Here is a 24,263-nt window from a genome sequence, read left to right on the forward strand (position 1 = left end):
AAGTTTCGTGGGACAAGTATTTTATTTCTCGACTCTATACTCTCTAACGAAACCCATGCCTGAATCCGACCGCACGGTAAAATGCCCCATATGCGACGAGGACTTTGATCCGACAGTCGCGGGCGGATGGTGCACAAACCCGGACTGTGGTGAGTGGCAACACACTGACGAAAGCGCTGCTGATTTTGACACCGACGATGCGGTGCCGGACGACGCCGACCTGATACCGGAAGGCACGGACGAGGCGGACCCGACGGATGGCCGGTCGATGGGGGCTAGCGACGAAGCCGACGCCCCGGATGGGCACACTCTCGACGATGACAGCGACGACGACGCATCGGTGGATGGAGCCTCGGATACTGGGGCAGCCGAGGCCGGAGACGAGACGGTGGGGACGGCGGAGACGGCGACGGAACACGAGCCTGAAGCCGACACCGATGCCGAAAACGAAACCGAGCCGAAGGCTGCGGAAGAACCCGACGAGAATGATGACACCTCGGACCAGTCCAGCAGTGACTCCGATGCGGACGCCGAGACATCCAACGACGCCTCGGAGACAGATGACGATGCGGCGACGATCGCCTGTCCGGACTGTGACCGCGAACTCGACGCCGACGCGAATTTCTGTGTCGCCTGCGGTGCCGACGTACAGGATATCACACCGGGCGACGACGGCTCGCTCGACGCGTGCCCGTCCTGTGACACCGCTGTCGACGACGATGCCAGCTTCTGTGTCAACTGTGGGGAGGACTTAGACGCACATCGCGGCGAGAGCGACACGCCGACGGCTGACTCGACAGGGTCGTCGACCGCCGATGAGACGGAGAGTGAGTCAGGAGCCACGGGCAACGCCGTCGACACACTCGCGTCACAGTCCACCGACGACGCGGCGGTACCGGACAAACTCGTCCTCTCGGTCGAGGGTCGTGACATCACCATCGAAGACGGTGACCGCATCGGCCGGGAGATTCGGGCGGCACTATTGGATGCCGGGCGACCGGAAGACGAAGCGGTTCGGATCCACCGCGAACACGTCCGGTTCGACCGCCAGCCGGAAGGGTACTATCTGGTCGACCTCGGGGACAACCCGACGCGGCTGAACGAGACCCAGTTGAAGAAAGGCGACCGGGAACCGATCCAACCGGGCGACGAACTCGAACTGTCGGGCGTCGCCACGATGACAATTCGGGCGGCGTGACCACCCACAGTTAAGCGGTCGGTCGGGAAACATCAGGCTGATGGAGCGTGGTCGACTGGGGTTGGAACTCCGCGAGTCCGCCGCACTACTGCGAACTGAAACCTGGCTGTTTGTGGGTGTGGGTCTGGCATGGCTCGTCTACGGTGGCTGGGTGCTCGCGACGGGGCTGCTGTTGGCGCAGTTCCCAGGGATCGAAGGTACTGTTCTTGTGACACTTACTGGCCGGACTATCTCGCTACGCACTGTACTTGCCGCCAGTCTCTGGCTCCTCGGTCCGTCGCTGGCGACCGTTGTCCTCGTCAACCGACGGCTTCGGAACAGCTACGGCAACCTCGCCGACGCGTATCGGCTGGACCATCCGAGCCTGTTGCTCGCCCTCCCCGGCAGTGTGCTTCTGGGCTGCCTGTTGCTCAGTGTCACGCTCGGCCAGCAACGTCTGCTCACGGTAGTTGCACTGTTCGGGACGGTGCATCTCGTCGTCCGGACCGTCGCCTATGGACACCGCGTCTACACGCTTTCGGTTCCACGACTCCTGTCGCTGCTGGTGTTCGTAAGCGCCGCTGCTCTCGGGACTGGGTGGCTGACCCAGCCGGTCGTCGCACCCGGCGTGTCGTCGTCGCTGTCCCCGTGGCTGGCGCGGGCGGGCGTCGGTCCCGTGGCGGAGACGGCGCTGCAACTGACGGGCGTACAGCCATCGCAAGCCACACCTCTGTTCATCGCCGTCCCCGGTGTGCTGGCGAGCGCGTACCTCCTGTTCCAACTGCTCGCTGGAACCGTCGTTCGAATCCGTGCGCCGCTTTCGAACCCCCAGCGCCGTCCGGACCAGCGGTTCCCTATCATGCCACCGGTCGGCGGCTCACAAAGCAGCGACGAGAGTCCGACTGCTGAACGGACTGTGGACGCCGCACCGGACTCCCGGGAACAGACTGGAGCGGGGACCGACACCGCAGATGCTGACAGCGACGAGGAGCCACCGGGACACACCGGGACCCGAGTGTTTTCGCCCGACGAGGTCCCGGCGGCGGAACCGCCCGCTCACGGATCGGAACAGGACAACGCGCAGCCGTCGGACGACGACGCGGAACCGGAGACGCCGGTCGACGACAGCGGTACAGAAACGGAATCGGAAACGGCCGGGACGGACAGTTCGAATGAGGCTGCCTCGGAGACAGACGAGGCATGGATGGACGATACGTCCGTCTTCACGCCGGGCGGCCGCGACGCCGGACAGTCGTACTGCGGCGAGTGCGGCGAGTCGCTCCCGCCCGACGCTACCGCCTGCCCGTCCTGTGGCGACCCCGTGGACGGGTGAGACGGTCAGCGGTTCGAAACGGGGATGTCACCGAGCGCAACGGTGTATTGCGTCGATTGTACCGAGCCCCCGTCCGGATACACTAGCACCGTTACAGAGACGGTGTCCGGTCGTTCGCCGGGGGGCAGTAGCCACGACTTGGTCACGTCGTCAGTCTGATTCACTGGTAGCTGTCCGGTGCTCGCGGATTCCGCAATCGTCTCGCCGCTGCGGGTGGTGACGCTGTCGAGACGAACTGCCGCGGGGTCTGACCCGGTGTTCGTCACGTTCACCGTGAGCGTGAACCGCCACCCCTCGTCAGCGGTGACAACAGACGCCGCATCGATGCGGGCTGAGACGTTCGCGGATTCCAGAATCGGGTCGCCGACGCCGGCACCGGCCGGCTCCGCAGTCGGCGTTTCGGGGACTGCCTCACCCCCGGTGTCCCCGGTCAAATGATGCCCCATCATACTCCCGAAGGTAACGACCTCGATGAGGATCGGCAAGCCGATTCCAACGATGATGAGGAGTCGTAGCAGCGTTTTCTGCTCCGGACCGTCGACGTCGTCGAACATGATGAGAGAGTAGTGAAGTTGTGTTAGACCGGGATCGGCGGGCTACCGGGCGCGAACAGTCCATCAGCGACCATGCTGGCGAGCGGCGGCCCGTAGGCGATGGCGATGAGCAGCAGGGCAATCGCCGTCCAGAGCTTGTAGTTGTCCAGGATACGCGGGCTGTGGTCCGCGCCGGACAGCGGCTCCGGAATCGTCCCGTTGACCGACAGCGTCCCGCCGCGGCGAGCGAGCAAGGTGTCGGCCATGACGATGAGGAACATCGCCGCGCCGACGAACAGCAGGAAGCCGCCGATGGCGATCTGGATGCGCATTTCGCCGACCGTTCCGGCGACGCCCTCGAACGCGAACTCGTCGTACGTCGGTTCGGCAGTCCGTCGCGGAATGCCGGCGAGGCCGGCGCGGTGCATGGCGTTCGACATCACCGCCATGCCCACGAACCAGACGTACGGCTGGAGCGTGGCGATGGTGCGCTGTCGGAGTTTCTTCCCGGTGATCTGTGGGACCAGCCAGTAGCTGATCGCCATCGCCGTTAGCGCGAACGCAGTCCCGACGGTGAGATGGAAGTGGCCGGGCACCCAGATGGTGTTGTGGATGAGGTAGTTGATGTTCATCCCGGCGTTGATCATGCCGGAGAACCCTCCTGCGGCGAACATCAGGCCGGCGAGCATACAGCCGGCGAAGGCCGGCTTACCCCAGGGCAGATTCCGAAGCCAGGAGAGATAGCCCTTTGCACCCCGCTGGCGAGCGCCGTGTTCGACCGAGGCGACCACGGTGAACGCGGTCAGCAGCGAGGGCAACAGCAAGAACATCGTGTTCGTCATCGCGATGAACTTGTAGCCCGAGGGGATACCGGGGTCGGTGTACTGGTGGTGGAAGCCGACCGGGGTCGAGAGCAGCAGGAAGGCGACGAACACGACGCGAGCCAGCGGGTCACTGAACAGCCGCCCACCGGCCAGCTTCGGTAGAATCGTGTACCAGACGAGATACGCCGGCATGAGCCAGAAGTACACGACCGGGTGGCCGAAGTACCAGAACAGCGTCCGCGTCAGCAGCGGGTCGACGTTCTGGATGAGTCCGAGCGACCACGGAATGAGGAAGGCGACGACCTCGACGGCGACGCCGATGGTGGAGACGTACCACATCAGCATCGTCGTCAGGACCATGAACGTCTGCAGGGGAATGCGTTCACCCGGGTTCTCAGAGCGCCACTCCCACAGGGACTTGAAGTACGCGAGGCCGGCGACCCACGAGCCGACGATGATGAGCGCAGCGCCGATGTAGAACGCCGGGTGCGCCTTCATCGGGGCGTAGAAGGTGAACAGCACGTCCGCTTCGAGGTCGTGACCCAGGATCGACGGCGAACCGACGATACCGCCGATGATAGACACGGCCGCAAGCACCGTCCCCGTGAGCATTATCCAGAAGGCCGACCAGGCGATACGCTGTGGCAACTCCCGTTCGAGACTGCTGGCGACAGCCCATGTGAACAGTCCTGCGATGAAGAACGTGGTAAACACGAGCGCCAGCAAGACGCCGTGGCCCGTCAGAATCGTGTAGTAGTCGGCTGAACTGACGAAGCCCCGGAACACGCCGGTCCGATGGAGCGCCTGGATGACGCCGAACAGCGCACCGATTCCGAGAGCGATGAACGAGACGAGGAACTCGCTACGGACGAGCTTCGACGTTTTCGGATAGGAGTCGACGAACACCATTACTGATCCGCCTCCTCCTGAGCCTGTGCGTCATCTGCGGACTGGTCGATGTTCTCTTGCTGCATATCGTACTCCTCCGGCGGGACGACCTCGACGGAGCCACCCATCGTGTGATGGGCCGCCCCGCAGTATTCGTGACAGATGAGCCCGTAGGTGCCGGGCTCGTTGAACCGGGCCGAGACTTCCGAGACCTGCCCGGGAATGACCATCGTGTTGATGTTGGTTTCGACCACTGAGAAGCCGTGCACCACGTCTGCACTGGTCACCTTGAACGTGACGTTCTCACCCGCGGGCACGCGGATCGGTGTGTCCCCAGTTCCGGGAGAGAACTGGAACTGCCGGGCGACGACGTACACGACGTACTGCCCGTCCTCTTTGACGACACCGGGGTCGTCGAACTGGGTCCCAGTGTTACCGTTCTGTACTTCTTCTGCGCTGATCTGTCCGCCCGTATCGTCGACCATCCCGACGCCGACACCAACCGACCCGTACGCGATGGTGGCGATGAAACCGACGATGAGCAGTATCGCTGCACCGAGCCAAACTTTTTCGAATCTATGAACCTGCATGGTATCACCCGATTATGGAGACGCGGCCGAGGAACTCGACGAAGTACATGAACACCCACAGCAGGGCAATCAACACGAAGTAGAAGGCGACCAACGCCGCCGTTCCCTTCGGGTCGTACTCGTCGTGGCCCAGCTCGACAGCCGGTTCAGTTTCAGCGGCCTCTTCAACAGGTTCCGGGCCGCTCGCCCGCCGTAGCTCGCCACCTTCACCCGTCTGTGGTGGCCGCCCGTTCTGGCGGCGTCGCATCGCGACCGCGAACAACAGCGGCGAGAAGAACGCCAGCAGGACCGAGCCTGAAAGGAGCCACTGCGGGCCGGAGAGTTCGATACCGCTCCCTTCCTGTCCGCTGCCGCCGTCACTGCCACCACCGCTGCCATCGAGCGGGCCACCGACAACGACAGCGCCCTTCATCCCGAGTGACTCGTGAGGGACACAGACGTATTTGTACACGCCCATTTCCTCGAAGGTATGGCTGTAGGTCGTGCCGGCTTCGCTGACCGCGCCCCCGGAGTCGAGTGGACCGTCACCGTCGGAGACGACGTTGTGGCCGCCGCCTTCGCCGGTCCACTTCCACGTCACTTCGGTGCCGGGTGTCACCCGAACCGCTGGCGGGTCGAAGGCGAACGCGCCGTTGTTGCCCTGTGCACCGACCGATATCTCGACGCTATCGGCGTCGGTTCTGTCGACTGTCGTTCCGTCGTAGTTCGAGACGTCGTCGAACCAGCCGCCGTAATCCGGGTTTGCCGGCGGTCCTTGTTGCTGACCGCCGCCATCGGAGTCGCCGCCCCCGCTGCCACCGGACCGGACGACGACTGCGCCTTTCATTCCGAGCGCTTCGTGGGGAACACAGACGTACTTGAACATCCCCTCAGACTCGAAGGTGTGGCTGTAGGTCGTGCCGGCTTCGCTGACCGCGCCCCCGGAGTCGAGCGGCCCGTCGCCGTCAGAGACGACGTTGTGACCGCCGCCTTCGCCGTTCCACTCCCAGACGACCTCTGTGCCCGGGCTGACCATCACTGCCGGCGGGTCGAAGGCGAACGCGCCGTTGTTGCCCTGCGCGCCGACGGTGATTGTAACAGTGTCTTGGCCTCGCTTGTCGGCGGTCCCGTCGTAGTTCGACACGTCGTCGAACCAGCCGCCGTAGTCCGGTTCTTCCTGTGCTGTCGCCGTGCCGGTCGCGGCCAGCGCCGCCGTCCCGGCTGCGGCACCGACGAACTGTCGCCGACTCAGCGCCATCGTCGCACCCCCACCGCGTCGTGCGAATCTGGCAGCTGGCTGCTTCTAGCTTCGTGCCGTACCATATCTGGGAAGATAGCAGATTACCTAAAAAAACCCCTGATGGTGTTTTCAGCCGGCAGGAACGACCCGTTTCTTTTTATAATCCCTCTAACGTACGGCCAGATATGTCTGCGTCAAGCCCTCGGCTCGTGACGTTGCTGGCGCTGCTCGGTCTCGCGCCGGTCGCGTACTACATGCAGGGAACCGGACGCTCCATCGTCGCGCTCTCGCTGGTCAGCGTCGTCATCATCGCCGGCAGCCTGTTCTGGATGACACAACCAACCGAGTCGAGTACCGTCTGATATGCAGTTCGGGACGGCGGGGCTGAGTTCCGGTGAGACGGCCGGCCTCGCGGCGTTCGTCGGGCTGGGACTCGTCGGCAGCGTCCACTGCCTCGGGATGTGCGGGCCGTTAGTCACCACCTACGCCGATAGACTTGACGACGGCGGGCCGGTATCAGGCCACGAAATACGTCAGCACGCGCTGTTCAACGCCGGACGGACGCTGAGCTACGCGCTCGTCGGCACGGTGCTTGGCGCTGCTGGCAGCGTTCTGTACGACGTGGCCGGCTTAGCACGCCTCGGGACCGCCGTCCGTGGAGCCGTCGGGGTTTTCGTCGGCCTCGCGATCATCACTGTCGGTATCGGGTATCTCTCGCGCGGTCGCGCCGTCGATGTCGCCCGGTCGCTGCCGCTGGTCGGGAACCTGTTCCAGCGACTCTCCGCGTCGCTCGTCGCCAGGGTCGACCGGTGGGTCGACGGCCCGGGGATGGTCGCGCTGGGTGCAATGCACGGGCTGCTCCCCTGTCCGCTGCTCTACCCGGCGTTCCTGTATGCGTTTGCGACGGGCTCCGCGCTCACTGGCGGGCTCTCGCTGGCCGCGCTCGGCCTCGGGACGTTCCCGCTGGTGTTTGCCTACGGGACCGCCTTCGGCACGCTGTCGCCGGGCCATCGCGCAACGCTGCACCGGGTGCTCGGCGTCGTCTTCATCGCACTCGCGCTCGTCCCGCTGTCGAACGGGCTGGCGGCGTTCGGTATCGCCATCCCGAAACCACCCCTGCCGATGCCCTGGACATGACCCACTGTACGCTCTGTGACCTGCCGGTCGATACGCCGGTCACCGACGACGCGGTCGAGGGGACGTTCTGCTGTCGCGGCTGTCTGGAGGTCGCCCGGACGCTCGACGACCCGGCGACGGAGACCCGCGACGCGGCCGACACAGGACCCGATCCGGACGACGCCGACGGCGAGACGGCCTTCCTCTCCGTCGAGGGGATGCACTGTGCGACCTGCGAGACGTTTCTGGAAGCGCGGGCCACAGACCACGACGGCGTCGCCGCCGCGGCCGCCAGCTACCCGACGGGGACGATGAAAATCACCTACGACGCCGACGCGCTCTCGGAGTCAGACCTCACAGACGTAGTGGCCGGCACCGGCTACGACGCCAGCCTGCAAGCCACGGAGACCGACGACGAGTACGAGCTGGAGGGGCGTCTCATCGTCGGCGGCTTCTTCGGGATGATGACGATGCTGTGGTACGTCCTCTTTCTCTACCCGGCCTACCTCGGTGTCGACTCGTCGCTGTTGCTGTTCGACCCGGCGGGGCAGGCGGGGGACTACCTGCTGTGGAACATGGCCGTGATGACCGGCGTCGTAGTCGGGTACACTGGGTGGCCGTTGCTTCGCGGGGCCTACGTCAGTCTCCGGGCTGGCCGTCCGAACATGGACCTGCTGGTGGCGATGGCCGCCGTGACCGCTTTCCTGTACAGCGTTGTCGCCGTCATTTTGGGACATACAGAGGTGTACTTCGACGTGGCGACGGTCATCGTCATGGCCGTCTCGGTCGGCGACTACTACCAGGACCGGGTTCGGCGGCGCGCGCTGGACCGCCTCACGGAGTTCACGACACAGCGGGCCGATAGCGCCCGGCGACGCACCGACGGTGGTCACGAGGAGGTCGATGTAGGGGTGCTGTCGCCCGGCGACGAAGTCGTTGTCCGGTCCGGGGATCGCGTCCCGGTCGACGGCACCGTCGTGGAAGGGACCGCTGCCGTCGACGAGTCGCTCGTGACCGGCGAGTCGCTAGCCGTCCGGAAGACGGACGGCGACGAGGTCATCGGCGGGTCCCTGGTCACGCAGGGCGGCGTCGTCGTCCGGGTCGGGCCGGACGCCGAGAGCACCGTCGACCGGCTGACGAACCTGTTGTGGGAGGTCCAGAGCACGCGCGGCGGCGTCCAGCGGCTGGTCGACCGCATCGCCGCCGTCTTCGTCCCGCTGGTGGTTTTCCTGGCTGTGCTCGCCACCGGCGGGCACCTCGTCGCCGGAGCGACACCCACGGACGCGATGCTGACCGGGCTGGCTGTACTCGTGGTCTCCTGTCCCTGCGCGCTGGGGCTGGCGACGCCGCTGGCAACCGCGGCCGGCATCCGTCGGGCGCTGGACGGCGGGACCGTCATCACCGGCGATGCGGTGTTCGAGACGGCGACCGACGCGGACGTGGTCGCGTTCGACAAGACGGGGACGCTGACGACGGGCGAGATGGAACTGCTGGAGCAGGCCGACGAGCGGGCGATGGCCCGGGCGGCCGCAGTCGAGCAGTTCGCGGAGCATCCCGTCGCCGAAGCGGTGACGGACGCCGTGTCGGTCCCCGACGCGACTGTCTCCGAGTTCGAGCAACACCCGGGGCAGGGCGTCAGTGCGACGGTCGACGGGGACCGGGTTGTCGTCGGGACGCAAGCGCTGTTCGACGACCTCGGGTTCGACGTGCCCGCCGGCCTCCGGACCCGGTGTGAACGTGCGACCGAGAACGGGCGCGTCCCGGCGCTCGTCGGCTGGGACGGCGAAGCACAGGACGTGCTCGTCGCGGGGGACAGGCTCCGCGCGAACTGGGAGTCGGTCGTCTCGACGCTCGCCCGGGACCGCGATGTCGTCGTCATCACTGGCGACCGGCCCGAGGCCGCCGTCCCGTTCGAGCGCCACGACGGCGTCGACGAAGTGTTCGCCGGGGTGCCGCCGGAGGCGAAAGCCGAAGTCGTCGAGCGACTGCAGTCCCGCGGGACTGTCGCGATGGTCGGCGACGGGAGTAACGACGCCCCGGCCCTGGCTGCCGCCGACGTCGGCATCGCTATGGCGTCAGGCACGTCACTGGCCGCCGATGCGGCCGACGCGGTCGTCACAACAGACGACCTGCGCGCCGTTCCTGACATGTTCGCCGTGACGGCCGCAACTCGCACGCGGGTCCGACAGAACCTCGCGTGGGCGTTCTGTTACAACGCCGTGGCGCTCCCGCTCGCGTTGCTTGGCGTCCTGAACCCACTGTTTGCGGCGCTGGCGATGACGGCCAGCAGCCTGCTCGTCGTGGGGAACTCCACGCGGACGCTCGCGGGAACCGCGTCACACAGCAAGGCGAGTGCCGAGGGACCGACTGCGACGCAGCAACCAGCAGCGGCCGGCTGAAGCCGTGCTGTCGTGCCAGCGAACGCGCCCGTTCTTGTCATTTGGTATCATGTCTGAAACAGATTTAATATATCACCGGTTCTGGTCGGATATACGTCGCTTTCACCGACGTGGTGACCCATGACTTACGCAATTCCCGTTCCCGCGCCAACGTCGTTCGCTCGCTGGCTGTACAGCGGGCGGTCGGCTATCGAACGTAGCCTTGACGCTACGGTCGAGTACGCATCCCTTATTGGGGAACGGGCCACTGCGGACACCCGCTCGGTGAAAATTCCGCCCGTGGCACCATAGACTGGTTCGCTGCCGTGGGACCGGCGTCCCACTCACGGACGCCGCACTGCGGTGGCGATTCGTTCGGGCTCACTGTCAAGCGGTGAAGCCCTGTCTCCCGCTCGGCCACTCCGTCTGATAGGCCTGCACCGCCCAGTGTGGCCTGTCGGCCTGTGCCACTCGCCCCCGAGTCTGTACTGTGTCGTGTAGCTATCTCGCTGTCCAGCCTTCGGGTTCCCCATCCTCCCGGTGTGGGAATCCTGTACCGGCCGTTCCGGGCCGGACGTACGCGCCCGCCACCCGCGCAGTCTCCGACCGACGCGACTCGACTGGTGAGTGCCCTCTCGGCCCGGTTCGACTCCGGCCGTCGGCGTTATGTCGCTGCAGGCGACTCCCCCGACCGAGGTATCGGCCGACGTATCACTGCGCGTTCCGCGTGGCGGGTCCGAGACCCTCGAAGCCGGTGTCGCCGGTGTCCTCGCGGCCGTCGACGGCGTCGAAGACGTGGCGGTCGACCGCGTGACCAGCGTCCGGCCGACCTGGACCGACATCCGGGTCGACGCCGACGTGTCGCTGACCCTGCGAGTCAACGACGACGAAAACACCGCCGACGGCCGCACCGAACTCCTGCAAGCGGGGTTCGGCGTGATGGCGGTCAACCGCGTCGACGTGGCCGGTGACGCGTAAGCGCACCCCTCCAACTCGTCCCGTCTCTTGCCTCCATGGAATCACCAGGCGGAGTCGGGTTCCCGCCCGGCGCAGGTTCGGCTCCTGCCGGGGAGTCATTCATGATGCATAGAACCTACCTCGCCGCTGTCATCGGTAGGCGGCGACGCGACTCGAAGAGCCGAGCACAGTCACGCCGTACCCGTCGGCTGTAGCCGCCGGGACCGGTCGCACTAGTTCCTGACCCCCAGACTGGTCTGTTGTCACTGTGTGGCCGAGCGTGTAAGATACTGGAGTGCGAAGCAGGACACATGACGGTCCATACGTCCGACGACCGCTGGCTCGATGCACCAGTCGAGACAGTGTTCACGTTCATGGACGAGCCGTCGAACCAGGCGGCCGTCACGCCGAGCCTTACCCGCGCCGAACGCATCGAGCGGCTGCCAAACAGCGGAAACCGCGCTGCGTACGAGTACAAAATGTTCGGAATCACCTTCACCGGTGAGGTCCGTGCCTCGACGTACAAGCCGCCCGAGCGTATCGTTTACGAGATGAGCGGCGACCTGACGGGCCGGATAGCCTGGCGGTTCGAACCGGAGCGCGGGGGCACGCGGCTCACATACGCGGCCGAGTACGAGGTCCCCGGGCCACTCCCGGAGGTTCTCCTCGCGCCGCTTATCAGGTGGTACAACCGCCGGGAGGTACGGCGGCTGCTGGACAACGTCGCCGAGGCGGTCGAAGGAGAGGAGCGAGTCGTCGCCAGTTCGCTGTCGTAACCGCGCTACTCGTCGGTCCAGAGCGCGTCCGAGAGGGTCCGCTGGACCGCTTCCTCGCCGACGGCCGTGGCGAGCGTCTCGAACCCGTTTCGCTCGACAGGGTCCTTTGCGTTCGCAACGAGCCTGGAGACGATGAACTCCGGCGTGGACTTCCCGACAGTGCCAAACCGGGGCTGATAGTCGACCTGTAGTTCGAGGTCCTGATTCAGCCCTTCGGCGAAGATGCCATCGACACGGGCCTCGACAGGCAGCGGTTCGAGATCGTCCGCGAGGTGAGTGACGAACACGCCCAGCGCGTCGCGGTCGACGGTCAGCGTCACGAGTCCGTGGAGGAGATCGGCGGCGGAGCCGGGCTCGGTGATAGCCTCGAACTCGTCGACGAGCATCAGCGTCCGGTCGCTCTCGGTCAGCGGCGGGACGACAGAGCGCAGCGTCGATTCGAGGACGCCGGCGTTGAACGAGGCGTGCCGACGGTGGAACACGACGGTGTCGACAATGCCCACCTCGGCGGCCTCGGCGGGGACCGGCAGCCCCATCTGGGCCAGCAGTTGCACCTGACACAGCGTCTCCAGCAGGGTCGTCTTCCCGCCGGAGTTCGCGCCGGTCAGGACAGCCACCCGGTCGCCGCTTGGCGGCTGGTTCGCCCGGTCCAGGTCCAGCGTGTGGTCGCCGATGGCGTAGGTGACCGGCTGGACGCTTTCCACGTCGGCGATGGTGAGGTTCCGGGCCCGCTTCACCGCGATGGTCTTGCGGTCCTCGACGAAGGCGGGCCGCGTCAGGTCGAACGCGATGGCGAAGCGGGCGAGCGACACTGAGAACGCGATGTCGTCCACCGCCTCGATGGCGGCGTCGATGTCCCCGCGGGCGTCCGCGAGGTCGTCTTCCAGCCGGTCGGCGACCGTCCCCTCGCGCTCCCGGACGTCGCTTCGGAGCGTGCTTCGGAGTTCCCGGAGCGCCACGTCGACGAAATCCCGCGCGTCGGTCGCCTCGCGGGGCATCGCGTCGCGGACTCTGGCAGCGTCGATACCTGTCTCGCCCGTGACGTGCCGGACGAGCGCGTCCTGGAACTCGTCGGGCCGCCGAGCGCCCTCCTGAACGGCCTCGACGACCTCCATTGATGCCGCTGCAAGATCCTCTATTTGCCCGAGCTGGTCGCGCAGGCGGTCGAGTTCCTCGTCGGCCCCTTCGCCGACGGACTCGCCGTCGCCCGCGAGGCCGGCGAGCGCCGCCCGGCCAGCCGTCAGTGACTCGCCGTCGAGGGTCGCCAGTGGCTCGAACACGCCGCTCTCGATGCCGGTGTCCCGGAGCGCCAGCGCCACGTCGACCGCGGCTAGTTCACCCCCGTCAGCGTCGAACGCGTCGAACGCGTCGAGAACGGCCCGCTGGTCCGCCTCCGAGAGGTCGGCCCACGTATCCCGCGCTTCGAGCACGTCGTCCAGCCGCTCGTCCATCGCCTCGCGGGTCGGTAGCGGCGTCAGCACCCGGATGCTGTCGGCCGCATCTTCGGTGACCGCGTACTCCTCGGCGAGGTCGAGTAGTTCCTTGTACACGTCGCGGGTATCTCTGGTGGCGAGCAGGTCCATCGACTCGGCCCCGGTCGCCCGCCGGAGGATTCGCGTCGCTCGCCCCCGGGAGAGGCCGGCCGTGGTTAGCGCACGCGTATCCGCCGACTCGATGGCCTCGATGGCCCGCTCGACGCCCAGCTCCTCGGTGAGCAGTTCGGACGTCTTCGGGCCGATGCCCCAGTACTCCTCCAGTCGCATGCACGGGTGGACAACGGCGGCCCGCTTAGGCGTTTTCAGTTGTCGGGCTCGTCGTCGTCGATACCGAAGCGCTCGTGCAGCGGCCCCGGCTCCCCGCGGGCCTGCCGGTCAGCCCGCCGGGCCGCGCGGCGCGCGATGAGTGCTCCCAGCGCCGCCGGAATCGCCAGACCGAGCGACACGAGCGCGGTCTGTTCGGAGACGACTGACGGGCCATCCGACAGGAGGACCTCGTAGCCGACTGCGAGCACGACGACGGCCACGCCGGCGACGACGAGGTACAGCCCCCGGGCCAGCACTTCGCTGGGATTACGCAGCCGCGAGAGATACGCGGCTGGACCGAGCCAGCCGGCCAGCAAGACGCCGACGGCCACGGGAAGCGAGAGATCGCCGACGAGGATGACGACGGCGTACAGTACGAGCGGCGCAATGGCGATGCCGAGCGAGAGCCCCGTGAGCGTGACTGCCCACGTCGGCGCACCGGCGTCCATCGACTCGAGCGTCTCGGTCAGGCGTTCGTCAAGCATCTCCGTCTGTTCGTCGGTGAGTAACGACGCGTCACAGTGTGGGCAGGCCATCGCCGTCGGCTCCAGCGGCTCGCCACACTCCGGGCAGGCGGGGTCCGACGCATCGCGCCACTCGGTCATATCCCCCATTGCACGCCGAGCGCTTTGAGTAGTCCGGATAAACCATTGCTATTAGAATAGTATAAATTCGGACACACTTAGAGAAAGTACGGCTTAAGAGATCGTAGAGCGGTTGCGTTGCCTATCCACTTAGTTAAAATTTAAATGTCATGATTGGTGCGAACTATGCAAAGAGATAATCCATTCGGCTGCTATCATGATATATGGGGGAGGTTAGCATTCTTCTTGTGGACGACGACGAGGCCCTCGCTACAGTGACGGCTGAGCTACTTGAACGTGAAGACGAGCGGTTCACGGTCGAAACTGTCCCAAGTGCCACCGATGGGCTACAGGCTATGGATCGTTCTCTTCCTGACTGTGTCGTTTCAGACTTCGAGATGCCCGAGACAGACGGGCTTGAATTTTTGCAGGCGGTCCGTGAGCGACACCCGCAACTCCCGTTTATCATGTTCACCGGTCGAGGAAGCGAAGAGATTGCAAGCGATGCCATTTCTACCGGTGCGACTGATTACTTGCAGAAACAATCCGGAGCTGAGCAGTACGAGCTGCTAGCCAATCGAATAAGCAACGCTGTCACGCAGTATCAGTCGAGAAAGCAACTGGAGGAAACCACAGCAGAGTACGCCGCTGTTTTCGAGAACACGCGAAACGGACTCCTCCTCGTCGATGTTGAACAAGACGGGTTCCGATTCCGGCGATGCAACTCACGAGTGCTTGAGTTCACTGGCCTCGTAGAGTCAGAGCTTATCGGTAAGACTCCAGTTGAAGCACTTGGGGAGAAAAATAGTAGAAAGATCGCTGGTGCGTACCGGAAATGCGTCGCCACGCGCGAGACAATCGAATACACGCTGACACTGGACCACCCGGTCGGGGAAGTCATCCACGAAGTCAGCGCTACGCCGATAATCTCTGACGGCGAGGTCGAACAACTGGTCGTTGCGTTTACTGACATCACCGAGCGTCACAACCGCGAACAGGAACTACTGGAGGAGCGTGCGGTCATCCAGCAAGCGCTCGATGCGCTGGAGGACCCACTGTTCGTCCTCAGTGCAGATGGGCACATCGAGCACTGCAACGAACGGGCGGGTGAGCTTACAGGCCACACCGGACAAGCAGCCGAAGGGCTGCCGATCACCGACCTGTTTCCCGAAGCCGAGCGGGAGGCGATTACCGACGCGGTCCATCGGTCTCTCGATCGCGGGCGAGCTACCGTTACGGCCGCCCTACTCACCGACGGCGGGCACCGCCGTACGTATGAGTTCAGCGGCCGCTCTCTCACCGACTTGGACGGCAACACGGCTGGAGTCGTCATGATAAGTCAACGTACATCAGACGACTGATCGGTTGCGTCCGCAGTGGAACCGACGGCTCCAAACGGCTATGTCAGGGTGAAACGGTCCCAACTGGCTCTCTCAGCCCGGAGCCGGACGTGCCCGGGCACTCTCGTAACCCCATTCTTTCGATAGCGTCGCTCCCTGAACTTTATACTCTGTGACGGTCGAATTTCACAACACGAATGAAAGACGTGCTCTCCAGAATCGGCATCGGCTCGGCCACAGTAGACACGATTCTGCCGACGGATACCGTCAGAGCCGGCGAATCCGTCCAGGCCGAGGTCCACGTCGAGGGCGGGTCGACGGATCAGGATGTCGACGCGGTCTACTTCGCGCTGGAAACCGAATATAAATCCGACGAGGGGTACAAGGACGCCATCATCGATCAGTGGCAACTTACCGAACCGTTCACTATCGAAGCGGGCGAGAAACGACGTTTCGAGACTACTATAGATATTCCCAGGGAGACGCCGGTGACTACGCGCTCGACGGCCGTCGAAATCGAGACCGGCCTCGATATCTCGATGGCGGTCGACCCCGGCGACGAGGATTACATCGAAGTCGAACCGACACACCGCACGCAAGCGGTGTTCGACGCGCTGGATTCGCTCGGTTTCTCGCTCCATGCCTCGGCCTGTGAGGCGACGGCCGGGAGCCTGTTCACTACCTCGGCGAACTTCGCTCAGGAGTTCGAGTTCCGGCCCCAGCGCGGCGAGTTCGCCGGCGCGGTCGACGAGGTCGAGATCGTCCCGGTGTTCGACGACGACGGACTTACGCTGTACGTCGAGGTCGACCGCAGCGCCGGACTGCTTTCGGAGGTGACTGATGCCGACGAGCGACACACGAAACTCACGATAGAAGCCCCTGACCCTGACGGTATCGAGCCACGACTTGCGGAAGCGATTCGGGAACTGAGTTAGCCTGCTGGCGTACTGTGCCGCTCTCAACCCCAGAACGACTGCGTCCGTGCGTACTCCCGCTCCTGTCGGAGGATGTCCCGGTAGAATTCGTCTTCGTCCTCCCGCAAGCGGTTGATGATTCGGGCGGCGTTGTGGGGCCCGACCCCGCGGGCGGCCAGCGCGACCACCGCCCGCTTCCCGTGGCTCTGGACCAGCGAGGCCGAGCGGTAGGCTCGTTCGGTCATCTTCTCCTGCTCCTCGTCCTTGTCGTCGGTCCGGACGGCCGAGACGACTTCCTCGGCCCACGGATTCAGCGCGGCGATGCGGGTCGAGCCACACTGCGGACACGACGGCTGATCCCGCACGCGCTTGACCTGCTGTTTGCGGTCCCACTCCTTGCAGTGCAGACATGCGAGGATGACGCGGTCACTCTGGATGCGCTCCTTGACGGTTTTGATGACGCTCGCGTCGGCGTTCTCCGGTGAGAGGAGTTCCCGCCCGGAGGAACTGCCGCCGGTCCCGATGGGCGTGTGCTCGCCCACTGTTTCGAGCGCCACGTCGCCGCGCTGGATATCCCGGAGGAGGTCGGCTGTCGCTTCGATAGCGAGGTCCTCGTGGCGAACCTCGCGCAGGGCTTCGTCATACATCGGCGTGTCCTCAAGCGCTGCCAGCAGGCGGTCACGGCCGAAGTCAGTCGACCCCCGGCCCCGCCAGCGCTTGAGCGAGCCGAACTTCGTCGCCACCTGCGCGAGCTTGAACTTCAGCGCGTCGGCGTTTTTCAGGCTGAGTTCGATGAGTGCTGGGAGGTGGTCAGGATCGGTGTCCTCAATGACTTCGATGACATCGCCGGCGGTGATCCGGCGCGGGACCTCCAGCGTAATCCGGTACGGGTCGACATCCATCGCGACCGACGACCCTGCCCGTTGACCGAGCAGCGCCGAGAGGACCCGGCCCAGCGTTTCGTTGATTTTGTGCCCGTAGCAAGCGTTGACGATGACCTCCCGGCCGTGGAACTCCACCAGAATAGTCGTGTCGTCCGGAATCGGCCCCTCGTGCTTCTCGACCTGCGAAAGTCCCTCGGCGACGGTCTCCGGGCCGGCGGCATAGCGAGTCGCCACGTCTCTGGCGACGGCCTCGGTGTCCGCGCCGTCCTGGAGTTGCCGACCAGCCACACGACGGAGTTCGCCGACTTCCGCGGCGACGGCTCTCGGAACCGGAATCTCCTGCCCCACCCACGACGGGACCTCACCGGCGGGGTCTTCGATGGGTGAGACGGTCACGACTTCCTCTTCCTCGTCGATGTTCGTGATGCGCCACATCTCCCCGCGCTGGACGAACACCTCGCCGGGCGTGGCAAAGTTGACGACGAACTTCTCATCGAGGGTCCCGACCTGCTGGCCTGAGGCCACGTCCTCCACGTCGTATGTGGCCTCGTCGGGAATCATCGAGAGGTTCTGGTAGAAGTACTGCCAGGTCCCGCGGCGCTTCTCTAACGTGTCCCGGTCCTCGTCGAGCCAGATGACGTTGTTCGCTGCGAGTTCCTCGACGACCTGCTTGAACTGGGCCTCGTCGAGGTCCCGGAACGGGTACGCGCGGGTCAGTATCTCGTAGGCCCGCATCGCCCGAATTTCGCCGGTATCCATCACCAGTCCGGCGATCTGGTTGGCAACTGTGTCGAGGCTCCCGTCGTGGATTTCGGCGGGCTCGACATCGCCGGCTTCGGCCTGTCTCGCAATCGCCAGCGCCTCCAGCGTGTCGTCGGTGTCAGTCGTAACGACCGTGCCCGAGGAAACGAGGTCGCGGCGGTGGCCGGCGCGGCCGACCCGCTGGACGAGGCGGGACACCTGGCGGGGGCTGCCGTACTGGACGACGTGGTCGACGTGGCCCACGTCGATACCCAGCTCCATCGAGGAGGTACACAACAGGGCGTCGAGGTCGCCGGCCTTGAAGCGGTCCTCCACGTCGATGCGGGCCTCCTTCGACAGCGAACCGTGGTGAACGCCGAGGTCGGTCCCGAGTTCCTTGAACCGCGAGCCAAGCGCCTCGGCTGTCTGTCGGGTGTTGACGAACAGCAGCACAGACTCGTGTTCGTCGATGAGGTCGGCAATGTACCGGACGTGACTGGCCGTTCTGGCGTCGGTGACGAGGGTGCTTGATAGCTGCTCGTCGCGGTCAGTAATCTGGGGCCGAACCACTTCGATATCTAGCCGGCTGCCGATGTCCACTTCCACGATGGCACACGTGCGGCCGCCGGTGAGAAACCGGCCGACCTCGTTTGGGTCGCCGACGGTCGCCGAGAGGCCGATGCGCTGGAACTGCCCGGAGAGCTCCCGGAGCCGTTCGAGGCCGACGGTCAACTGTGCGCCGCGCTTGGCCGCGGCGAGTTCGTGGACCTCGTCGATAACGATATGCTCGACATCCTCTAGCGCTGTCCGGAGCTTCGACCCGGTGAGCATCGCCTGTAGCGTTTCCGGCGTAGTCACCAGCACGTCCGGCGGGTCGTTGGCCTGCTTCTGGCGCTGGTAGTCAGTCGTGTCGCCGTGGCGAACGTCCACTTCGAGGCCGAGCGTTTCGCCCCACCAGTCGAGGCGCTGGCGCATGTCGCGGTTCAGCGCCCGGAGCGGCGTAATGTACAGCGCGCCGATGCCAAAGCGGTCCTCGGATTCGGCCAGCGCGTCGAAGACCGGCAACATCGCCGTTTCAGTTTTTCCGGTTCCGGTCGGGGCGACGACTAGCGCGTCTCGCCCGTCAGCCAGAGTTGGAATCGCCTTTCGCTGTGGGTCGGTCGGCGTCGTGAAACCGCGCTCGGAGAGCGCACTGCGGACGGCCGGCCCGAGCGCAGTGAAGGCGTCATCGCCGCGAGCGACCCCGTCAGTCATCGCCCCTCTCTAGCGACTACACCGGGTTAAACACGTTGTGTCACATTCTCTCGTCCCCCATCGGTAACCAGAGCACTGCGGGCGTTGCGGGGGAGAACGGGTACAGCCTTATGTCGTTGCCCTGGGATATGTGGAATCATGACTGACGCCTGTGCAACTGCGGCCGGTGATGGCCTGTGAACACGCTTGATGAGATCGAACGGGCGGTAAAGGACACGGCCCACTACGTTAGCGGGAACCTGGCGAACTACGCCAACAGAGCCGCTGGCGAGAACCCGAGTGGGGAGCAACAGGTCGGTGGCGACGTGTGGGCCGATGACCTGTTTTTCGACGCACTCGCGTACATCGACGGCATCGGCGCGTACGCGAGCGAGGAACGTAGCGACGTGGTCGATTGCGGTGAAGGCTACAGTATCGCTATCGACCCGCTCGATGGCTCCTCGAACCTCGCCTCGAACAACTCCGTGGGGACGATAATCGGGGTCTACGACGCTGAACTGCCCGCGGCGGGCCGGGAAATGGTCGCATCGCTGATGGTGCTGTACGGCCCATACACGACGCTGACAATCGCCCGGTCCGACCGCGATGTCGTTCAGGAGCACCTCCTCCGGGACGGGCACAGCGAGCGCTGGGGCCAGTTCGAACTGCCAGCAGAGGCGACTGTTGTCGGGTTAGCGGGCAAGACTGGCGAACGAAGCGACGCGTTCAACGACATCGCCCAGTCCTTCGAGCGGGACCTGAAGCTCCGCTACGGCGGCGCGACCGTCGCCGACCTGGCGCAGGTGCTCGAATACGGCGGGCTGTTCGGGTATCCGGTGACGTCGGGGTACCCAAACGGTAAGCTTCGGGTCCACTTCGAATCAGCGCCGCTCGCGTACCTCGTCGAGGCTGCCGGTGGGGCCTCTAGCGACGGCTCGCAGTCGTTGCTCGACGTTGAACCGGACGGTATCCACGACCGGACGCCGACGTTCCTCGGGAACACAGAACTGGTCGACGAACTCGAAGCGGCGCTCTCGGAAACATAGGCGGGTACAAAACGCTGGCTCAGACCTGTCGGTAGGCCCCTAACCGCGTGCCATCAAGCAGGAACGCCTCGGTATCCGCCATGCCCTCGGGCAGGAACGGGGCGAGGAACTCCTGGCCGTCGACGTTGACCCACGTCCCGCCGGAGCGGTCGTTAAACGCCGGAAAGACGACGATGTCCGGCGCGTTCTCGACTGGTTGGTCGAACTGTTCGGCAAAGGGCTCAGTCACCAGCGAGCCGCGGAGCCAGGCCCGCTCCTTCTGGGCCCCACCGACGCTGTCTTCGAGTCGGACGACGGGATGTTCGTGGCCGACACAGACGACGTCGGCTTCGAGCACGTCCGGCGCGGGCCAGGTGTGGCCGTGGGCGAACCCGACAGCGCCGATGCGGGTGCCGTGTCCCGGCGTCACTTCGACGTCGGCGTCGAGGTCAGACAAGACTGGCTCCAGACCGCCGTCGTGATTCCCTTTCACCAGTGTCACGGGCACGTCAAGGGCGTCGAACAGCGTTTCGAGCTCCGCTCGCTCGTCTGCGAACGGGTCGCCGATGGCGTGGCCCAGGTCGCCGATGACGACCAGCCGGTCGGCCCGGGCGCGTCTCAGGCATGTCAGCAACCGCTCCCGGCGGGCCTCGGCGGCCGACTGGAGTTCGACCCCCTCGTATCTGAGCCCTGCTTCGATGCCGGCGTGATAATCGGCCACCGCCAGCAGTCGCTCCCCGTCAGTATCGACGGTGGCCGCCGGGACGTCGGGAAGCGGTTCGACACGCATCTGCGCTCGGTTGGGTCGCAGGGGAGAAAAGGACCGCGGCTCGGTGCGTCAGATGGGTGTGAGCTTGCCGTCCTCGGGCTCGTAGCAGCGTCCGCCCATCAACGCGTCTTGGATGGCGTCCTCGACGGCATCGGCGTCCGCGCCGTGGCGGCTCACGACCGTCGAGCGGAGTTCCTCGCGGTCGGCCCCACTGCCGTCGTCGAGGTCATCCATGACCGCCATGACGGCGTCTTCGAGGTCCACGTCCTCGGTAGGCGCGTCCTCGCTCGCCGACTCGTCTGGTGTGGTTTCGTCGGCTGCGGCCTCGGTCGCTGTTTCGGGCGTCTCGGCGGGTGCGTCGCTTGTGGCCGCGTCAGCGGTCGGCTCGGGGGACTCATCGCCGGCCGGTGCACCGGGCGAACCGGGTGCGGGCTCGGCGTCGGCGGCGTCTGCGGGCGCGCCCTCCTGGGCCGCGTCGGCCAGTTCTTCGTGGTCCGGCGTCTCGATGTCGGCCTCGCCGGGCTCATCCACTTCCGTCCCGCTCTGGAAGTCAGTGCCGTACTCCTGTTCGATTTCCTCGCGTTCGTCCTCGTCCAGTTCGAACTCGGTGTCGAAGTCGCCGAGGTCACCGCCGTTGTCGGGTTCGGACGACGACTCCGGTTCGTCCTGTCCCATCGCGTCGGCGTCGGTCACCGGCTCACTCGACACCGGTGGTTCGTCCACGGGCTCGCTCTGTTCAGGCGTCGAGGACACGTCCTCACCCACGGACTCACCCGGCGTGGTTTCGTCGGCTGCGGCGTCGGTCGCTGTCTCGGGCGTCTCGACGGGTGCGTCACTCGTGGCCGCGCCGGCGTCTGGCTCTGTCGACTCGTCGCCGACCGGTGCGCCGGGCGAACCGGGCGCGGGCTCGGCGTCGGCAGCGTCTGCGGGCGCACCTTTCTCGGCCGCGTCGGCCACCTCCTCGTCTGTCGTCGGCTCAGTAGCGCCGGACTCGGTTGCCGTCGCGTCTCCCTCTGCGTCCTCAGTCGCCGTCTCCGGGGTGGAAACGTCAGTATCGAGGTCGAGAGAGGCAAGGAACGGAATCGGGTCGTCGGTCCCGTCGTCCGGTGACAACGACAGCCCTTCCGCCTCGTCCGTGTCGCCGGCGACGACACGAGCGGCGTCGAGCGCCGTCGTCCGGAGCGTGTCGAGGTAGTCGCCGGTCGTGCCGTAATGATCCAGCGCGAGCGTGATGCCGGCCGCGGCACTCTCGTCGATGCCTTGGTCCAGCAGCGCGAGGCGGAGTTCGTCGCCGGCTAAACCGGCCTGTTTCGCGCTGGCCATCTGTCCGATGCGCGAGACGGTCTGCTCGGCGGCCTGGACGACCCAGCGGTCCCGCGTGTCCGCGTCGACCTCGCTGATACTCTCGGGTCGCACCGAGGTGAACACCCGGTCGCTGTCGTCGGGCTGGAAGGTGCGGGCCTTGCCCGTGACGGCGACGAACATCGGCGGGTCGGCCCCTTCCAGAAACGCCAGTTCGTCGGGCTGGTACTGGCCGGCGTAGATGACGAACGGGCCGGTCGGGTCCACGACCCGGGCGCGCAACACGTCGTCGTTGACCTGTTCGAGTTCGGTGAGGACGCCGACGAGGAACAGGCGGTTGACCCGCGCGCCGGTCGGCGTGACGACGTAGTTCGGCGCGCGCTCCTCGTCGGACTCCGAATACGAGAAGTCGGCGTCGTCGAACTCCGCGGCGAACAGCCGATGGGCGACCTCCCGGCGGCCGGGGCCGCTGTCGCCGGATTCGCTCATGTGTCCGCCTCCTGTAGGAGGGCCTGCGCACGCGTCGCCGGGTCGTCGTCGGCCTCGGTAAAGGTCGAGGCGGTGAGGTTCGCGCCGTACTCGTCGACCGACAGCGAGCCGCGGACGACGTACTCGCGGCCGACGATGCGGTCGCTGATACGCTCGGCAACAACCTCCTTGTCCATCGCGTCGCGGGCGTGCTCGCGGGCGTCGTCGAGGTCGCCGCCGTACACCCGGGCGGTCAGTTCGTCGTCGAGTACCGCGGTGACGGTGTCGGTCCCGTCGTCGAGGATGGCCTTCGTCCGCAGGTCGTCCTCACCCTCAACCGCGCCGTGGGAGCGACACTGGCCGTTCTGGATGACGCGGCCACACTCCGGACAACGCTCGATGAGGCCGGAGCCGTCCCGCACCTCGATGACGTTGCCGGCCAGTTCCACGTCGAACAGGCCGCCGCTCTCGACAGCCTCCCGGATGGACATCCGGGGCGCGTCTTCGGTGACCTCGACCGTGCGGTCCAGCGCGGTCACCGTCGAAAACTCCGAGACGTTTACCGACGGCGCACCGCGGAACTCGCGGACGAACGTCTCGTCGAGGCGGACGGACGCCCCTTCCTCGATTTCCTCGTGGGGCTCCCAGTCAGTGAAGGGGAGGCGGCCGCTCTCGTCGCCGAGGACGCCGCTGAGAATTGTCGTCTCGCCGTCGCGGCCGTCGATGACCTTCTGTTCGCATTCCAGCACCTGCACCTCGACAGTGATGCCGCGGTCACCCGGTGCGAGGTCCTGTAGCGCGGCGCGGCCGCCGACTTCATAGTCGATGTCGAGCGTTTCGTCGACGACCTCGGGGTTGGTGCTGTCGCCCAGATTAAGCTCCGGCTGGCCGTCCCATTCGCGGACGCCGGCGTTGCCGAGCTGGACGGTCTGGCCGGGCTGGAGGTCGCCCGAGAAGCCGTCCCAGGCCGTGTAGGATATCTTCCCCGTCTCGTCGGCGAGTTGGCCCTCGCGGATGACGTGCTGTTCCCCGTTGTACTGGATGGAGCGACGACCCGACGTGAGCACCACGGCGGTGACCGTCACGTTCGAGTCGTCGGTCGAAACCTCGTTGATGGCCTTGCTCGACGGCGTGCTATCGCCGCCCGAGCTGCCATCGCCGTACTTCCGTCTGAGGCTCTGCTTGGCCTCGTCCATCGGGACGGAGTAGTTCACGAGGTTTTCCAGGTCGCGTGTGACCTCCTCTTTGTCAACACCGAGGTCGGAGGCGAGCTCCTCGGCATGGTCTTCGAGAGACATCGACTGACGGTTCGACGGGAGCACTCAAAAGCGTTTTCGGCCGGCCGTGCAAGTCACGACCGTTCACACCTGTTCAAAATCGCCCACAATTCTTATTTGTGATACTGTAATC

General features: G+C 65.6%; 20 protein-coding genes. 10 read left to right on the forward strand and 10 right to left on the reverse strand.

Going from position 1 to position 24,263, the window contains the following annotated elements:
- Nucleotides 1-55: 55 nt before the first annotated feature.
- Together Har1131_RS09015 and Har1131_RS09020 are read left to right on the forward strand one after the other, a co-directional pair.
- The gene (locus Har1131_RS09015; RefSeq protein ID WP_050038180.1) at nt 56-1,198 is read left to right on the forward strand and encodes a zinc ribbon domain-containing protein; all 1,143 of its coding nucleotides are present in this window, start codon (nt 56-58) and stop codon (nt 1,196-1,198) included.
- A 40-nt stretch (nt 1,199-1,238) separates the two neighbouring features.
- Nucleotides 1,239-2,510 (forward strand): zinc ribbon domain-containing protein, encoded by a 1,272-nt coding sequence (locus Har1131_RS09020; protein WP_151145987.1) that lies wholly within the window; start codon nt 1,239-1,241, stop codon nt 2,508-2,510.
- 5 nt (nt 2,511-2,515) lie between these two features.
- Here the strand turns inward: Har1131_RS09020 and Har1131_RS09025 are convergent, their stop codons facing one another.
- The 4 genes from Har1131_RS09025 to Har1131_RS09040 are packed head-to-tail and all read right to left on the reverse strand — an operon-like array spanning nt 2,516 to nt 6,582.
- Entirely contained in the window at nt 2,516-3,064 is a 549-nt protein-coding gene (locus Har1131_RS09025; RefSeq protein ID WP_008308848.1) for a hypothetical protein, read from the reverse strand.
- 23 nt (nt 3,065-3,087) lie between these two features.
- Entirely contained in the window at nt 3,088-4,776 is a 1,689-nt protein-coding gene (locus tag Har1131_RS09030; protein ID WP_014040560.1) for a b(o/a)3-type cytochrome-c oxidase subunit 1, read from the reverse strand.
- A complete protein-coding gene (locus tag Har1131_RS09035; RefSeq protein WP_014040559.1) occupies nt 4,776-5,345 on the reverse strand; it encodes a cytochrome c oxidase subunit II in 570 nt (189 codons plus the stop codon). The genes Har1131_RS09030 and Har1131_RS09035 overlap by 1 nt, the downstream gene beginning before the upstream one ends.
- Nucleotides 5,346-5,349: 4 nt before the next feature.
- Entirely contained in the window at nt 5,350-6,582 is a 1,233-nt protein-coding gene (locus tag Har1131_RS09040) for a halocyanin domain-containing protein (protein ID WP_014040558.1), read from the reverse strand.
- A gap of 167 nt (nt 6,583-6,749) precedes the next feature.
- On the opposite strand from Har1131_RS09040, the gene Har1131_RS21730 reads away from it, so the two are divergent.
- The 5 genes from Har1131_RS21730 to Har1131_RS09060 all read left to right on the forward strand — a co-directional run bounded on the left by Har1131_RS21730 (nt 6,750) and on the right by Har1131_RS09060 (nt 11,791).
- Entirely contained in the window at nt 6,750-6,926 is a 177-nt protein-coding gene (locus tag Har1131_RS21730; RefSeq protein WP_023843297.1) for a hypothetical protein, read from the forward strand.
- A gap of 1 nt (nt 6,927) precedes the next feature.
- Nucleotides 6,928-7,701, forward strand: coding sequence for a sulfite exporter TauE/SafE family protein (locus Har1131_RS09045; RefSeq protein WP_008308858.1), 774 nt, complete (start codon nt 6,928-6,930; stop codon nt 7,699-7,701).
- The gene (locus tag Har1131_RS09050) at nt 7,698-10,079 is read left to right on the forward strand and encodes a cation-translocating P-type ATPase (RefSeq protein ID WP_151145990.1); all 2,382 of its coding nucleotides are present in this window, start codon (nt 7,698-7,700) and stop codon (nt 10,077-10,079) included. The genes Har1131_RS09045 and Har1131_RS09050 overlap by 4 nt, the downstream gene beginning before the upstream one ends.
- Before the next feature lie 645 nt (nt 10,080-10,724).
- Entirely contained in the window at nt 10,725-11,036 is a 312-nt protein-coding gene (locus tag Har1131_RS09055) for a hypothetical protein (protein WP_050007418.1), read from the forward strand.
- A 290-nt stretch (nt 11,037-11,326) separates the two neighbouring features.
- Nucleotides 11,327-11,791 carry an SRPBCC family protein gene (locus Har1131_RS09060; protein ID WP_050007419.1) on the forward strand — a complete coding sequence of 155 codons (465 nt, stop codon included), beginning with the start codon at nt 11,327-11,329 and terminating at the stop codon, nt 11,789-11,791.
- Between the two features lie 5 nt (nt 11,792-11,796).
- On the opposite strand, the gene Har1131_RS09065 is transcribed toward Har1131_RS09060, so the two are convergent.
- Together Har1131_RS09065 and Har1131_RS09070 are read right to left on the reverse strand one after the other, a co-directional pair.
- Complete coding sequence (locus tag Har1131_RS09065) at nt 11,797-13,554, reverse strand: DNA mismatch repair protein (protein ID WP_050038176.1); 1,758 nt, start codon at nt 13,552-13,554, stop codon at nt 11,797-11,799.
- 35 nt (nt 13,555-13,589) lie between these two features.
- On the reverse strand, nt 13,590-14,207 hold the full coding sequence (locus Har1131_RS09070) for a zinc ribbon domain-containing protein (protein WP_225308099.1): 618 nt from the start codon (nt 14,205-14,207) through the stop codon (nt 13,590-13,592).
- Between the two features lie 194 nt (nt 14,208-14,401).
- Here Har1131_RS09070 and Har1131_RS09075 point away from each other — a divergent pair, with 194 nt between their 5' ends.
- Nucleotides 14,402-15,538 (forward strand): PAS domain-containing protein, encoded by a 1,137-nt coding sequence (locus Har1131_RS09075; RefSeq protein WP_050038175.1) that lies wholly within the window; start codon nt 14,402-14,404, stop codon nt 15,536-15,538.
- A 176-nt stretch (nt 15,539-15,714) separates the two neighbouring features.
- Entirely contained in the window at nt 15,715-16,452 is a 738-nt protein-coding gene (locus Har1131_RS09080) for a sporulation protein (RefSeq protein ID WP_014040549.1), read from the forward strand.
- Nucleotides 16,453-16,475: 23 nt separating this feature from the next.
- On the opposite strand, the gene Har1131_RS09085 is transcribed toward Har1131_RS09080, so the two are convergent.
- The gene (locus tag Har1131_RS09085; protein ID WP_050038174.1) at nt 16,476-19,310 is read right to left on the reverse strand and encodes a DEAD/DEAH box helicase; all 2,835 of its coding nucleotides are present in this window, start codon (nt 19,308-19,310) and stop codon (nt 16,476-16,478) included.
- A gap of 176 nt (nt 19,311-19,486) precedes the next feature.
- On the opposite strand from Har1131_RS09085, the gene Har1131_RS09090 reads away from it, so the two are divergent.
- Nucleotides 19,487-20,335, forward strand: a complete 849-nt coding sequence (locus tag Har1131_RS09090) for a class 1 fructose-bisphosphatase (protein ID WP_004960905.1) — start codon at nt 19,487-19,489, stop codon at nt 20,333-20,335.
- A gap of 19 nt (nt 20,336-20,354) precedes the next feature.
- Here Har1131_RS09090 and Har1131_RS09095 read toward each other — a convergent pair whose 3' ends face one another.
- The 3 genes from Har1131_RS09095 to Har1131_RS09105 are packed head-to-tail and all read right to left on the reverse strand — an operon-like array spanning nt 20,355 to nt 24,151.
- Nucleotides 20,355-21,104 (reverse strand): metallophosphoesterase, encoded by a 750-nt coding sequence (locus tag Har1131_RS09095; protein WP_007190136.1) that lies wholly within the window; start codon nt 21,102-21,104, stop codon nt 20,355-20,357.
- Nucleotides 21,105-21,152: 48 nt separating this feature from the next.
- A complete protein-coding gene (locus Har1131_RS09100; protein ID WP_151145993.1) occupies nt 21,153-22,874 on the reverse strand; it encodes a hypothetical protein in 1,722 nt (573 codons plus the stop codon).
- Nucleotides 22,871-24,151, reverse strand: coding sequence for a Single-stranded DNA binding protein (locus tag Har1131_RS09105; protein ID WP_151145996.1), 1,281 nt, complete (start codon nt 24,149-24,151; stop codon nt 22,871-22,873). The genes Har1131_RS09100 and Har1131_RS09105 overlap by 4 nt, the downstream gene beginning before the upstream one ends.
- Between the last annotated feature and the right edge of the window lie 112 nt (nt 24,152-24,263).

Source organism: Haloarcula sp. CBA1131 (assembly GCF_008728975.1).
In the GTDB taxonomy this organism is placed as follows: Archaea; Halobacteriota; Halobacteria; order Halobacteriales; family Haloarculaceae; genus Haloarcula; species Haloarcula hispanica.